This is a genomic window from Photobacterium sp. WH77 (assembly GCF_022014395.1).
Lineage (GTDB): Bacteria > Pseudomonadota > Gammaproteobacteria > Enterobacterales > Vibrionaceae > Photobacterium > Photobacterium arenosum.
Genome location: NZ_JAKLTE010000011.1, coordinates 88376 through 101935, shown reverse-complemented (window position 1 = coordinate 101935; position 13560 = coordinate 88376). Strand labels below are relative to the sequence as shown.

Genomic DNA, 13560 nt, shown 5'->3' with positions numbered 1-13560 from the left:
GCTCCATAAAAATTCTACTGGACATGAAAACCTTTCTCATGCTGGAATATTGTTATGTTATAACAAAACAATTTGAAGGGACATGAAAAAAATCTTATTGCTCACCTTAGTGGTGGCGGCTGGCATCCTCATATTTTGGAAACCATCTTCGCCGGCCCACCAGACTCTGGCCATTTCCGGCCCGTTTGAATTTAACAGCCAGGATATGTCGAAAGACGGATATCTGTTTTCCCGCCTGCAAGTGGTGGAATCACTTGTCGGCATCAATGGACAGGCAGAACTCTATCCGCTGCTGGCAGACAGCTGGCAGCAAAGTGCAGACGGCCTGAACTGGATATTCAGCATCCGACCCGAAGTCAAATTCCACAATGGCAGCCTGCTGACGGCCGAAGCTGCAGCTCAGTCACTCAATCAGGCGCTTCGTAAGCCGGGTGTTATTCGCCAGGTGCCTATACGGTCGATTCAGGCCAGAGATAATCAGGTGATAATCACGCTGGACCGCCCATTCCGCGCTCTGCCTTCTGTTCTGGCGCACTACTCTACCGCTATCGTGATCCCCGGTTCTTTCAGCGATAGCGGTAAGATAGTGGCACTTCAGGGCACAGGCCCGTATCAAATCGAAGAGCTGCAGCCGCCACACAAAGCTAAGGCCAGCCGCTTTTCCGACTACTGGGGCCAAAAAGCACACATTGAAACCGTTGAGTATTTGGCAGGCCACCGCCCTGAAAGCCGGGCATTATTGGCGCAAAGTGGTCAGATGGATCTGGTTTACACGCTGGACCCTATCAGTATTGAGAGTCTGAAAGCCGCCAACAATCTGCAGCTGCATGTGGAGTCCATGCCGCGTACTGTGCTGGTAAAACTCAACAATGCACATCCGTTTCTCAACCACAAATCGGTGCGTCAGGCATTGAGTCTGGCGCTGGACCGGGAAGGGATTGCGCAATCGGTGCTGCGTTTACCGGGCTCGGAAGCCTATCAGCTATTTTCTCCGGCATTAGGGGCCTGGCATATCGATCAGCAAGCCACGGCTAAGCGCAACCTTGAACGGGCCAGAGACCTGCTCGCGGAACAAGGCTGGCATGCCAACGATCAGGGTCTGCTGGAAAGAGACGGCAAGGTTTTCCGTATTCAGCTTGTCACATACTCCGACCGCCCGGAACTGCCATTGATCAGTACCGCGCTCCAGGCACAATGGCGTGAGCTGGGTATTGATGTTCAGATTTCTATTGATAACTCCAGCGCGATCCCGGCCAAGCATCATGATAACAGTCTGGAAATGGCATTGATCGCACGTAACTTCGGTACCCTGGCAGACCCATTGCCTCTGCTGATGAATGACTTCGCTACTGAAAAAGGCTCAGACTGGGGACCGATGCACTGGTCTTCGCCAACCTTCAGTCACCTGCTTGCGCAGCTGGCTGCTGAGCCAGATTCAGTTAAATATCGCCAGCTAGCCCGGCAGGCTGCCCGCTTACTAGCCGATGAAATGCCGCTGATTCCGGTAACCTATTACCGTCAGATTGTTGCGGTAAACGACAAGATCAGTGACTTCTCATTCGACCCGTTTGAAATCAATTACCGGGTGTCGGAGATGCAGTTCAATGATTAAGATTCTGTTTTCTCGTGTCTGCCAGGCACTGTTTGTCGCCTGGTCTGTCGGCACACTGACCTTTGTGCTGATGCGTCTGATTCCGGGTGACATCGCTTATCGTATTGCAGCAGGACGCTATGGCTACGACTACGTCGATGCCGAAGCAGCACAAGCCGTTCAGACTGAGCTGGGGCTGGATCGCTCCGGCATTGAGTTATATTTCAACTGGTTGTGGGATCTGCTGCACTTTAATCTGGGTAACTCTCTGGTCAGCGGCGAACCTGTGGTACAGGCGCTGTCTCATCAGTTAGGTCACTCATTACTGCTGGCGGCAGCAGCCACTGGTTTGTCGCTGCTCATTGCGATTCCGGTCGGTCTGTATTGCGGGCGCCGCGTCAATCAGTGGAGCGACCATGTTGCACTGTTCAGCGCCATTATCATTAAAGCCCAGCCGGTATTTCTGATTGGCTTGCTGCTCGTTCTGGTATTCGCGTTACATTTCAACCTATTCCCTGTAGCTGGTTTCGGCAGTCCGGAATATCTGGTGTTGCCCGCACTTGCACTGGCACTCAGTATGGCGGCCATGTCGAGCCGCATGATCCGCAACTCAACACATCAGGTGCTGAACGCTCCCTACTTTCAGTTTGCCAGACTGAAAGGGCTGAGCCACGAACAGGCTTTTACCCGCCACGGTCAGCTGAATATTGCGCTGCCTGTAATGGCTTTCGTTGGCATTCAGGCTGTCAGCCTGGTGGAAGGTATTGTGATGATTGAATCGCTGTTCTCCTGGCCCGGTATCGGCCATGCTTTATCTCACGCGATTTTTCGTCGCGATATTCCTGTGATCCAGGGTGCCGCCCTGCTGATGGGCCTGCTGTTTGTTGCCATCAATACACTGGTAGATATCTCACAGTACCTGCTTGATCCGCGTCAACGGCTGGCTAAGCAGCAGGTGATGGCATGACAGTATTCACATCGCTATCCCGCAGTCAGTGGCTGGGTCTCTCTGTACTTGCCGCACTGATACTGTTCACCGCAATCGAAACACTGGTTTTCCGTGGCGATCCGGCGCAGCAATCGCTGTCTCAGGTTTTTGCTGCGCCGAGCTGGCAGGAACCGCTGGGCCGCGACCATTACGGGCGCAGTAACTTTGCCCGCCTTGGCAGCGCCATCACAACATCTTTGCTGATGGCACTGGTAAGTGTGGCGACTTCTGCGGCGCTCGGCCTGCTGACTGGCATCATCGCAGCATGGAAAGGCGGCTGGTGGGATAAAACCCTGTCCTGGCTGGTGAACATCTTGCTGTCGTTGCCGGGTTTGATTCTGGTGCTGCTGTTTGGCGCTATGGTGCCGGGCTCCTTTATGATCCTGTATCTGGCGATTTCACTGATGCTTTGGGTTGAATATTTCCGGGTCGTTCGCAGCCGTACACTGGTGCTGCTGCGCTCTGCGGAGATCGAGGCATCCCGCCTTTATGGTTTCGGCGTGTGGTACCAGTTCAAGCGCCATCTCTGGCCAGAGCTGAAAACAGATCTGTTCACTCTGGGTTGTTTTGGCGCCGGCAATGCCATTCTGGCACTGGCCTCCATCGGTTTTCTCTATGTCGGACTCAAGCCGCCCGAAGCCGAGCTGGGCCTGATGATGGTGGAATTGTTCCGCTATTACCAGCAGGCCCCCTGGGTGCTGATGCAACCCATCGCAGTGGTCTTTTTATTGGTGATGAGTTTCCACCTGCTGGCACAAGGTAAGCAGTCATGAGCATACTATTAAATGTCGAACACCTCTCGGTACAGGCACAGCAGCAAATGCTGGTCAATCCGCTTTCCTTCGCATTGCGACAAGGTGAAGCCGTCACTATTCTCGGTGAAACCGGCTCAGGAAAAAGCCTGTTAGCCAATGCCATTATCGGCACCCTGCCCGGCACACTGTCGATGCAAGGGCGTATCAGTCTGTTCGGACAGGCCCAGCAGAATTTGAGCCTGTCCGAGCGGCAGAAGCTGTGGGGAAAAAAACTCTCGGTACTGCCGCAAGAGCCCTGGTATGCACTGAGCCCGCTGATGGCCGTGGGTGAACAGGTCCGTGAAGTGCATGAGATAGTCAATAATGACCCAGCGCAGGCACAATCACAGACCGAGCGCGCGTTCACCAGCGTGGAGCTGGATCAGGACATGGCGAAGTACCCGCACCAGCTCTCCGGGGGCATGGCGCAACGGGTGGCGTACCTGTGTGCAACGCAGGCAGGCGGTGAGCTGCTGATCGCCGATGAGCCAACCAAAGGGCTGGATGCCAGCCGCAAAGATCAGATCATCGGGCAACTCGTCAGCCACAAACAACGAGGCGCCGTTCTGACCATTACCCACGATATTGAAGTCGCCCAGCGCTTAGGTGGGGAAATCATAGTGATGAGAAAAGGTGTGATTCAGGAGCGCGGTCCGGCAGAACGCCTCCTGCAGCAGCCGGAATCGGCGTACGCCAAAGCATTGATTGCCGCCGATCCCCGTTTCTGGCCGCAGGCAAGACTGCCGGACACAGACCAACCGCTGATAGAAGCCGAATCGCTTACCATGCAATTTGGTGATAAAACCCTGTTCCGCGATCTGAGTTTTACCCTGGCAGAAGGTGAGATTCTCGGCATCAGCGGCGACAGTGGCTGTGGTAAATCAACACTCGCGGATCTGATACTGGGTTTACAGAGCCCCTCGACGGGGCGCATTATCAATAAACAGCAGCTCAGAACAGGTGATGCACTGAAATTGTATCAGGATCCCCCCAGCGCGCTTGCCAAAAGCGCCACGCTGCAAACTCTGCTCAATGATTTGTGCCGTCACCATCAATTGGATACCCGCAATATTCAGCCGCTGATGCAGCGACTGGCACTTTCAGACGATCTGCTGAGCCGTAAAGCAACTCAGGTCTCTGGTGGTGAACTGCAGCGCTTTGCCATTCTGCGGGCATTGCTGATGAAACCTAAGCTACTGATCGCCGATGAGCCGACATCGCGTCTCGACCCTATTACGGCGGCCAGTACGCTCCAGCTGATTGTGGAACTGACTCAGGAGGTGGGTTGTGCTTTAGTGCTTATCAGCCATGACAAAATAGCGCTGGAGAAAACCTGCCACAAGATCATTGCGTTGTAGAAATAAACCGACTCAGGAAGATTGAGACAGGTGTTGAAATCTGGCAATGACAAGGGCACACCTGATTTTAACAGTAAAGCAAAAAAAGAGAGGTCAGCGTGTGCTGACCTCTCTTAGCAACAGCAAACTAAGGCGCCGAATCGACCTCAGCCGGGAGATAATGTTTTGGCTCCAGTTTTAACCATTCAGGCAAAACAGTCCCAATCGAAATCGATGACCATGTACCGGAAATAATACCGATAAACATTGCGGTCGCGAAACCTTCCAAGGGTGCCCCGCCCATTAACCAGAGCGCGGCAACGGTGATCAGCGTGGTTCCTGAGGTCACCATGGTACGTGAAAACGTCGCAATCACCGCCTGATCATTGATATCCGGCGTCGGCGTTTGCTGTTTCGCCACCAGCATCTCGCGAATCCGGTCTGCAATAATGATCGAATCATTAAGCGAATAACCCAGAATTGCCAGCACTGCAGCAAATACCGTGAGGTTAAATTCCATCTGGGTCAGCGCAAAAAAGCCCAACACCAGGACGACGTCGTGCATCAGCGCCAGCAACGCCCCGCTGGCCAGCCGCCACTCAAAACGGAAACAGAGGTAACCCAAAATACACAGGATGCACACCAGCAGTGCTAATCCTCCCTGCTCAACCAGATCCTGTCCGACCTGAGATCCCACCATGCTGTTGCTGATGATCTCCACCTGGCCGGACACCTGATGCAGCAACTGCTCAACATCGGGGACTGTCTGTCCTGCTTCTCCCCCTTGTTCTGGCAATGCGTAGCGAATTACCCAGCGCCCGTCAGCCCCGGACTTTGTCACTGAGGTGGAATCACCCAGCGCCGGTTTCAGCACATCCAGCAATTGATGGCTGGTGACCGATCGGCTGATCGCCGTCTCGGTCACCATGCCGCCGGTAAAATCCAGCCCCATGTTCAAACCTCTGATGGCAAAAGCTGCCAGCGAAATCACCATCAGCGCGATAGACACAATACTGGTGATGTAACGGATATTCCGAATCCGGGATTTCAAATAACCAGCCATCTTTACACCCTCACATCACGACGATTGTCGCGGCCCCAAATCAGATTAATCAATGCCCGTGAAGCAAACACGCCGGTAAACATGCTGGTCAGCAGTCCCAGCCCTAATGTCAAAGCAAAGCCCTGAATAGGCCCGTTTCCGATGGAGTACAGAATCAGTGCGGTAATCATAGTCGTGATGTTGGCATCCAGTATCGTACTGAATGCACTGCTAAACCCCTGGTCTATGGCCTGTGCTAAGCTTCGGCCTTCTGCCAGTTTGTCTTTGATTCTCTCGAAGATCAGCACGTTAGTATCCACCGCCATGCCCACCGTCAGCACCAGTCCGGCGATCCCCGGCAGAGTCAGCACAGCACCCGGCAGCAATGCAATGAGGCCCAGCAGACACATCATGTTTGCCATCAGCGCGACATTGGCCACCCAGCCAAGCCGGCGATACCACAAGGCCATGAAGGTCAGCGTCAGCGCCATACCCAGTGCCAGTGCGGAAAAGCCGTTTTCTATATTTTCCGCACCCAGCGATGCGCCTATAGTGCGTTCTTCGACGATAGTCACCGGCGCCGTCAGCGATCCAGCACGTAACAGCAAAGCAAGTTGCTGCGCTTCATCCGGGGAACCCGCTCCGGTAATACGGAACTGGTTACCCAACTGCGACTGAATGGTAGCAACACTGATAACGCGCTCGCTGCGCGAGGTATCACCCCTGGCATTGGTTTTGTATTCACGGTAGACGGTCGCCATCGGCTTGCCGATATGTTTGCCCGAGAAATCGCTCATGATCTTGCCGCCGGCATGATCAAGCGAAATATTCACTTCCGAGAACCCTACCTGATCCATACCTGCCCGCGCATTCACAATATGTTCGCCACTCAGTACCGGACGTTTATTCAGAATCACAGTGCGGCCACTGTTATCTTTCAGTCTGATCACATCACCGGAACCTGCTTCGAAATCCGATTTCACTTCATAAAATGCCAGACTGGCGGTGGCACCAATAACATTTTTAGCCTGTGACGGGTCTTGCACACCAGGCAGCTCAATGCGAATACTGTGCTCGCCCTGACGCTGAACCAGTGCTTCGGTAATGCCCAGCTCTTCAATACGATCGCGCATGATCTTCAGGTTCTGCTGCAGCGTCGCCGACTGGAAATCAAGCTTGTTTTGTTTGGTCGGCATTACGGTCAGGCTGTCTGAACCCCGTTTGACATCCCAGCCCGGATAATGCTTTTTCACATACTGGCTGATCTGGTTCAGCACCGTGGCGTCTGTTGTCTCTGCTTTGGTCTCAACGCTGAAACCATCCGTATCGTGCTGTTTGATGCGTACCCCGCGCAGATGCTCACTGCGCAGCATCTCTGTCACATCATCCATTATCGCAGCGCGCTGTTCCTGAAACGCAGTATCAAGGTCGACATTAAGCAGGAACTGCACGCCACCGCGTAAGTCCAGACCCAGCTGAATCGGGCTGAAGCCCATTTTTCCGAACCACTCAGGTGCCACGGAGACGTATGAATAGGTGATGTTATCACCTTCTTTCACCCGCTTATCCAGCGCTTCACGTGCCTTAGACTGATCAGATTCGTTATCAAAAACGATGACCATCTGATTGTTTTGCTGTTTAATTTCCTGTGCCTCAATGCCCTGCTGTTTCAGGTATCGGTTCACGCTGGCTACATGATTCAGCTCACTTCCGGCGCTGGCCGACTGGATCTGAATAGACGGCTGCTCGCCGTACCAGGTCGGAATGGCACTGAATGTCAGCATCACAACGGTTACCGCCAGCACCACATATTTCCAGGCAGCGTAATGATTCAGCACCCGTACTGATGCTCTGGTATGATTTTTCTTCATCAATATCCCCTCAGCAATGTGCCGAGTTAAAAAACAAGAAATGTGACGATGTCACTAATTTGAAAGGGACTATCAGCTGAAGTAATGGCTGTTCAGTGCCACATACATGGCGTTGGTTTCTTTCCAGCCGGAAAGACGATAAGAAGGGCGAAAATCCTGATAAGCCAGGTATCTGGGTGACTGAGCTAAACGCTGCAACAGACGGGCGTCGCTGACCTGATACCAAGGCGGAGCCAGATCAAGACGATCCGAGTCACCGTCATGAACATTGTATCGCTGCGAGATGTGCCAGCGGACAGAATGAAGAATGGCGACCGCAGAGCCAGAATGCTGTGATTGAGTTGCCGGTGCTGAATCAGAGGATTTGTTTTGACGGGAAGTCGGTTCGCTGAGAATGGCATCGATCAGACGGGATTCTGCAACGACTAAGCGCTTAGCCGTCGCTTCAGTGTCTTGACCATCCAGGCAAGACATCGCCTGCGCAGAGAAGAACAGCGCAAAAAACGATAACCAGAACACGCGAATAATATGCCAGGACATAAAATGCCAACTCAATAATCAACACCGCACTATAATCCCGAGTGTGACGGCGCTCAAGTAAAATGTTGGCAACACGGGTTAGTTCGATAACTGGTTCAGCATTCTGGTCACGCTGCTAAGTTTTCACCGTCCACTCAGTCTGTTCGCTTTTCCTGATTCATGATTCGCAGTGTGTCCTGTAGCGCCCATAACAGAGTCGAGGTGGAGACACCCACCATGACAATCCCGTTTAACGATTCAATCGGCCCTAATAAGCGCCAGCGGTCGGACATCACAATATCGCCATATCCCAAGGTGGCGAAGTTCACACAAGAAAAATAATAAGCCGTCGCAAAATCAGTGAACTCATCTAATCCGTAAAACAGCCAGGCCCAGACCCCAATCTGTACGAGGTTGCCAATGAGCAAAAGCGTCATCACACTCATCAGCAAGAGCAAACGCGACCCCAACCGCGGGCTCTCTACCCAGACATGATGACTGACATAAAAAGATAACGACACAACCAGCAGTAAACTCTGGAACATCAGGCAGAGAAGCATGACACTGATACCCAGAATAATGTTGATCAACATGCTATCCCTCCATCTGATGGGCCCCCGTCAGTTACACCTGTGCTAACGATACAGAAAACGCTGATCACTTTACGATATCGGAAAGCAATCAACTTCACCTGCTGCCAAACCGCTTACTCAGCGGCACAGCGCTGAGTCCGTGTACATAAACGCTGATAGTCACCGTCAACACGATCACTGACATGATCTGCTCATACCCGTTGAAACCAATCGCAGCCAGAGCCATTAGCACATACAGCACCGACGCAATTCCTCTTGGGCCAAACCAGCCAATAAACCAGATAGACGGCCAGTCAAGCTTTGCCCCAAGCAGAGAAACCGCAACAGGAAGCATGCGTAAAACAGTCAGGCTAGCCAGTGCATACACAAGCTCTGTCCACCCCCAGTAAGAAACGGCATCAGGCACCATTGCCAAACCAAAGATCAGAAATATCACCAGGACAAGCTGCAAACCTTCGGTTTCTGCAAATTCCTGCATCTGATGCCGGATTTCAACAGAAATTGTGCCAAGACGCAGCCCGACTCCCCCGCAAAATGCAGCAATAAAGCCGTTCCCACCGGTGCTCTCAGCAAATGCGTACGCCAGAATAGCCATAGGTAATGCCGACAAACGTAAAAAGCCTTCATCCATCCAGTCATGACGAGCTGCATGCTCTATCAGCTTCGCGCCAAGATAACCGACGGCCAGACCCACAACAGGACCCAGAGTCACTTGCATGAACAGAAAATGTAACCACTCCGATCCTTCGCCTTTTGCTTCTGCGCTCAGGATAGCCAGACAAAACAGTATCGGCGGTAACGCGATACCATCATTGAGTCCACTTTCCACACTGATTGACTGTCTGACGTGATTCGGCACTTCTTTACTTTTAACCACAGCCTGTCCCAAAGCCGCATCAGTAGGTGACAAAATCAGCGCCATCAGTGTGATTGCCCAGATATTGTTGCCGTCAAACATCCACACACCGAGTACCGTGCCAAATAGCATCGTCAGAGGTAATCCAATCAGAAGTAAACGCGCGGGAACTCTGGACGATGAATGCGAAAGCGTTTTCAAATCAATGAGTGATGCATCAGTGAACAGTACAATTGTCAGTGCAAGTTCAGCAATCAGTGTGACCGCTTCCAGCTCTGGTGCCACGCTAAAGAGGTTCAATGCCAATGGGCTTGCAAGAATACCGATACTCATGAATACCATGGGACCGGTCAGCCAATTGCGTTCCGCCAGCTTTGAAAATAAGCCAAATGCAAACAGTAATAACGCAAAGAAAATAAGCAATTCATGGTGTTGCATTCATCCTCCCCTTCTATTGCATGAAGGCACACGCGAACAGGTTTGAGTTAAATTGTAACCAGAGTTGCAGCATTCAGTATTGCGCACTGCCTGTCATTCAGCCTTAATATGGTATGGCAGCTATTCGACAATAACTCAACAGAACGATAAGATTTCCCAAGGCTGTTTCGTTTCAATTCACTAAAGATTCGCAGCCATGAGATCAATTGAATCATTGACATCAGACAAACCACTCGCGCCATCCACCTACCACGTCCAGTCGTTATAGTGTTAAGATCACTGCAATTCATTGTGACTTTGAGGGTTGTTTTCTGAGCAGGTGAACCATCATCAGAAACATCAGTTTTTTGAGGTGTGCCTTACCCGATATTGAAAAGCGCTTTCAAACTCAAAGCACTACCATTACAAGTAAAAGGTTTATTTTTCAAATGTCTAGCACAACTATCCAATGGTTTCCGGGCCATATGCACAAAGCCCGTAAAGAAATTGAAGAAGCCATTCCAAAAGTCGACGTCATTATTGAAGTGCTTGATGCCCGCATCCCCTTCAGCAGCGAAAACCCGCTGATTGCATCTTTGCGCGGCGATAAACCGGTTATTAAGGTGCTGAACAAACGCGATCTTGCCGATCCGGAAATGACAGAGCTGTGGATTGCACACCTGGAGAAAGAGCACAATGTGAAAGCTATGGCGATCACCACAGAAAACCAGAATGAAGTAAACAAGATTCTGGAGTTGTGCCGGAAACTGGCGCCCAACCGTGAAGAAATGGGCAAAAACATTCGCACCATGATCATGGGTATTCCCAATGTCGGCAAATCGACCATCATCAATACCCTCGCAGGCCGATCGGTTGCCATTACAGGAAACCAGCCAGCCGTTACCCGTCAGCAACAGCGCATTAATCTGCAAAACGGCATTGTGCTGTCTGACACTCCGGGTATTTTGTGGCCGAAAGTAGAAAACCCGCACAGTGGTTTCCGTCTGGCCGCTACCGGTGCCGTAAAAGATACCGCCATGGACTATATTGATGTGGCTTTCTTTACGGTGGAATATTTAAAAGACGCCTACCCGAGCCTTTTGCAGAAGCGTTACGAGCTGGAAGATGAATTACCGGAATCTGAAATTGAGCTGATGGAGGCCATTGGCCGTAAACGTGGCTGCTTGCGTTCAGGCGGCAAAGTAGATTTACACAAAGCGTCCGAGATTCTGATCAATGAGCTGCGCAATGGCACACTGGGACAAATCACCATGGAACGGCCTGAAATGATCACTCAGGAGTTGATTGATGTCGCTCTGGATAATGAACGTAAAGCGGCCGATAAAGCCAAGAACAAAGAAGAAAGACGCAAACGCTATCTGAGAAACAAGCGATAAACGCCGCATAAAAAAAGGTGCTGTTCCCCCGCTACGCGGAACAGCACCACAGTCAATCATCGACAAAATGTACCTACACTCAGTAGTCTGCAGTGGCATGGAGATCGCTTGTAATCAATGACCTGCAAGATTACAAGTTTTCACCACCACAGCCTGATCATAAGAAAGCATACATCGTGCCAACTTTTTAATTCATTGATTTTAAATAGATTATTATAATCCCTTCCGCTTACTAACCAAAAACAACCATAAAAATTTGCACTGAATAAGTGAATCTTTGCACCAAAAAGAACTACCAGGCTTCTTTTCACGAGACTAATGCTGACAATTAGGCAAAAAAGAAATTATTTTATGCTGCCAGCCTTTTCCTGGTTAAAAATTAACCACAACTATTTGATAGACAACAAATATTTACACATCTAAATAATTGGCTAAATTCTATTTTTAATACCAATAACCTATTGAAAAATAATAAACAAAACTAAAATTAACACTAATTTAACCTTATTAAACACTAACAGCTCTAAATAGCTATTTTTCCATATAATATGTGTGAGAAAAACCGGCTCTGGATATTACTTTTTCTCATTTTACCTTCATCGTTTTTCAGTCCATATTCTGCGCCATATACACAGGCATCGCCTGTAACGTCTTTGCGCAGGTCCACCCAAAGCTGTAGACCCAAACAGCTCCCCTGCAAGGCCTGCACCCTTTAATTTGGAGATTAGTGTAGTGAGTCATATCACTGCTACGCGTCAGTCCGGCGGTATTTTTGTACCGGTTGCCGGCCTGGCGATTTTTGCTATTGCATCAGGTTATCTAATGAGCCTGATCCCACTGACGTTAAGTTTTTTTGCTTTGCCTGCTTCTCTGGCCAGTTGGCTGGCCAGTACGTTTTATTTAGGATTGCTGATTGGCGCATTGCTGGTCGAAAAAGTGGTGGCTCGTGCCGGGCACAGAATTGCCTTTATCAGTTTTCTGGCACTGCTGGCAGTCACTATTGTCATTATGCCGATAGTGCCTGAACAGCTGACCTGGCTGATGGCACGCTTTGTGGCCGGTATCGCTGTGGCAGGCATCTTTGTGGTCGTTGAATCCTGGCTTCTGATTGGCGATAACAAAAAAGAGCGCGCCAAACGCCTGGGTTTATACATGACAGCCTTGTACGGCGGCGGCACTCTGGGGCAGTTTGGCATTGGCTTCATTGGTGTGGAAGGATTGCTGCCCTTTGTCAGTATTCTGGGTTTGATCGCCCTGGCGGCAATTCCCGCGCTGGCATGCAAGCAGTCGCAACCGGCTTGCGAACAACACATCAGCCTGTCTGCCCGCCAGATTTTTGCATTGAGCAAACCTGCGGTACTGGGTTGTTTCGTCTCAGGTATTGTCATGAGCTCGGTATATGGTCTTTTGCCCATTTCGCTGCAGATGCAAAACCTGACAGCAGAGCAAATCGGTGGCTTAATGGCTTCGACCGTTCTGGGTGGCATGGCCATTCAACCTGTTGTCAGCGCGTTATCCTGTAAGATGAGCAAAACCCTGCTGATGGCAGCGGCCTGTCTGTTAGGTATTTTTGCAACCGGACTGATGAGCCTTATTCCCGGTTACAGTATTATGGTGGTGGGTTTGGCGCTATTGGGTATGTCTTCTTTTGCTCTGTACCCGATTGCAATCTCACTGGCATGTGATGAGCTGGATTCATCAGTGATAGTTTCAGCAACACAGATCATGCTCTTCAGCTACAGCTTCGGTTCTGTTGCCGGTCCGTTGGTCGCCGGTACCTTTTTGGAACAAGAGCATGGACTGAACAACTTCTTCTTTGTTGCTTTGGCCAGCACGGCGGTTTATATGTTGATTGTCAGTCTGAAGCAGAAACCACAGATTGTAGCGGGTTGACAGGAAGTTTTCGGGATACAAAAATTTCTGGCTATAAAAAAGAGCGGGCGCAACTTTCGTTGCGCCCTTAGGTCTTACTTGCAGCAATCCAGCTACTAATGTGCTCCCTGCATCATTCCTTGATATTGCTGTATCCTTCAGCGTTTCCCTAAAACTCCGTCCCGGAGGTGTTCCACTTGGTCTTACCCTGACCCATTGCAACGTCCTGTTACAACTCTCTTCTCCGTCCTGGAGGTGTCCCTTACTTCTTCCCGAAGTGGTC

The 13560-nt window shown here is 50.8% G+C and carries 11 protein-coding genes; 6 read left to right on the top strand and 5 right to left on the bottom strand.

Translation table 11 applies throughout. The features are described 5' to 3' along the window. The first annotated feature begins 82 nt into the window (after positions 1-82). The 4 genes from L6J37_RS12970 to L6J37_RS12955 are packed head-to-tail and all read left to right on the top strand — an operon-like array spanning position 83 to position 4731. Complete coding sequence (locus tag L6J37_RS12970; protein WP_237795391.1) at positions 83-1612, top strand: ABC transporter substrate-binding protein; 1530 nt, start codon at positions 83-85, stop codon at positions 1610-1612. Beyond that, positions 1605-2558 carry an ABC transporter permease gene (locus L6J37_RS12965; RefSeq protein ID WP_192016846.1) on the top strand — a complete coding sequence of 318 codons (954 nt, stop codon included), beginning with the start codon at positions 1605-1607 and terminating at the stop codon, positions 2556-2558. The genes L6J37_RS12970 and L6J37_RS12965 overlap by 8 nt, the downstream gene beginning before the upstream one ends. After that, a complete protein-coding gene (locus L6J37_RS12960; protein ID WP_192016845.1) occupies positions 2555-3352 on the top strand; it encodes an ABC transporter permease in 798 nt (265 codons plus the stop codon). The genes L6J37_RS12965 and L6J37_RS12960 overlap by 4 nt, the downstream gene beginning before the upstream one ends. Beyond that, positions 3349-4731 carry an ABC transporter ATP-binding protein gene (locus L6J37_RS12955; RefSeq protein ID WP_237795388.1) on the top strand — a complete coding sequence of 461 codons (1383 nt, stop codon included), beginning with the start codon at positions 3349-3351 and terminating at the stop codon, positions 4729-4731. Before L6J37_RS12960 ends, L6J37_RS12955 begins: the two co-directional genes overlap by 4 nt. 127 nt (positions 4732-4858) lie before the next feature. Here the strand turns inward: L6J37_RS12955 and secF are convergent, their stop codons facing one another. The 5 genes from secF to L6J37_RS12930 all read right to left on the bottom strand — a co-directional run bounded on the left by secF (position 4859) and on the right by L6J37_RS12930 (position 10029). Further along, a complete protein-coding gene (gene secF, locus L6J37_RS12950) occupies positions 4859-5773 on the bottom strand; it encodes a protein translocase subunit SecF (protein WP_192016843.1) in 915 nt (304 codons plus the stop codon). A 2-nt stretch (positions 5774-5775) separates the two neighbouring features. Then, the gene (gene secD, locus L6J37_RS12945) at positions 5776-7623 is read right to left on the bottom strand and encodes a protein translocase subunit SecD (RefSeq protein WP_237795386.1); all 1848 of its coding nucleotides are present in this window, start codon (positions 7621-7623) and stop codon (positions 5776-5778) included. 72 nt (positions 7624-7695) lie between these two features. After that, on the bottom strand, positions 7696-8163 hold the full coding sequence (locus L6J37_RS12940) for a hypothetical protein (RefSeq protein WP_218385366.1): 468 nt from the start codon (positions 8161-8163) through the stop codon (positions 7696-7698). 134 nt (positions 8164-8297) lie between these two features. Continuing rightward, the gene (locus L6J37_RS12935) at positions 8298-8735 is read right to left on the bottom strand and encodes a potassium channel family protein (protein WP_192016840.1); all 438 of its coding nucleotides are present in this window, start codon (positions 8733-8735) and stop codon (positions 8298-8300) included. Positions 8736-8829: 94 nt separating this feature from the next. Beyond that, the gene (locus L6J37_RS12930) at positions 8830-10029 is read right to left on the bottom strand and encodes a cation:proton antiporter (RefSeq protein WP_237795384.1); all 1200 of its coding nucleotides are present in this window, start codon (positions 10027-10029) and stop codon (positions 8830-8832) included. A 428-nt stretch (positions 10030-10457) separates the two neighbouring features. On the opposite strand from L6J37_RS12930, the gene ylqF reads away from it, so the two are divergent. Together ylqF and L6J37_RS12920 are read left to right on the top strand one after the other, a co-directional pair. Further along, a complete protein-coding gene (ylqF, locus tag L6J37_RS12925; protein ID WP_237795383.1) occupies positions 10458-11405 on the top strand; it encodes a ribosome biogenesis GTPase YlqF in 948 nt (315 codons plus the stop codon). A 732-nt stretch (positions 11406-12137) separates the two neighbouring features. Further along, entirely contained in the window at positions 12138-13298 is a 1161-nt protein-coding gene (locus tag L6J37_RS12920) for an MFS transporter (protein ID WP_192016837.1), read from the top strand. Positions 13299-13560: the final 262 nt, after the last annotated feature.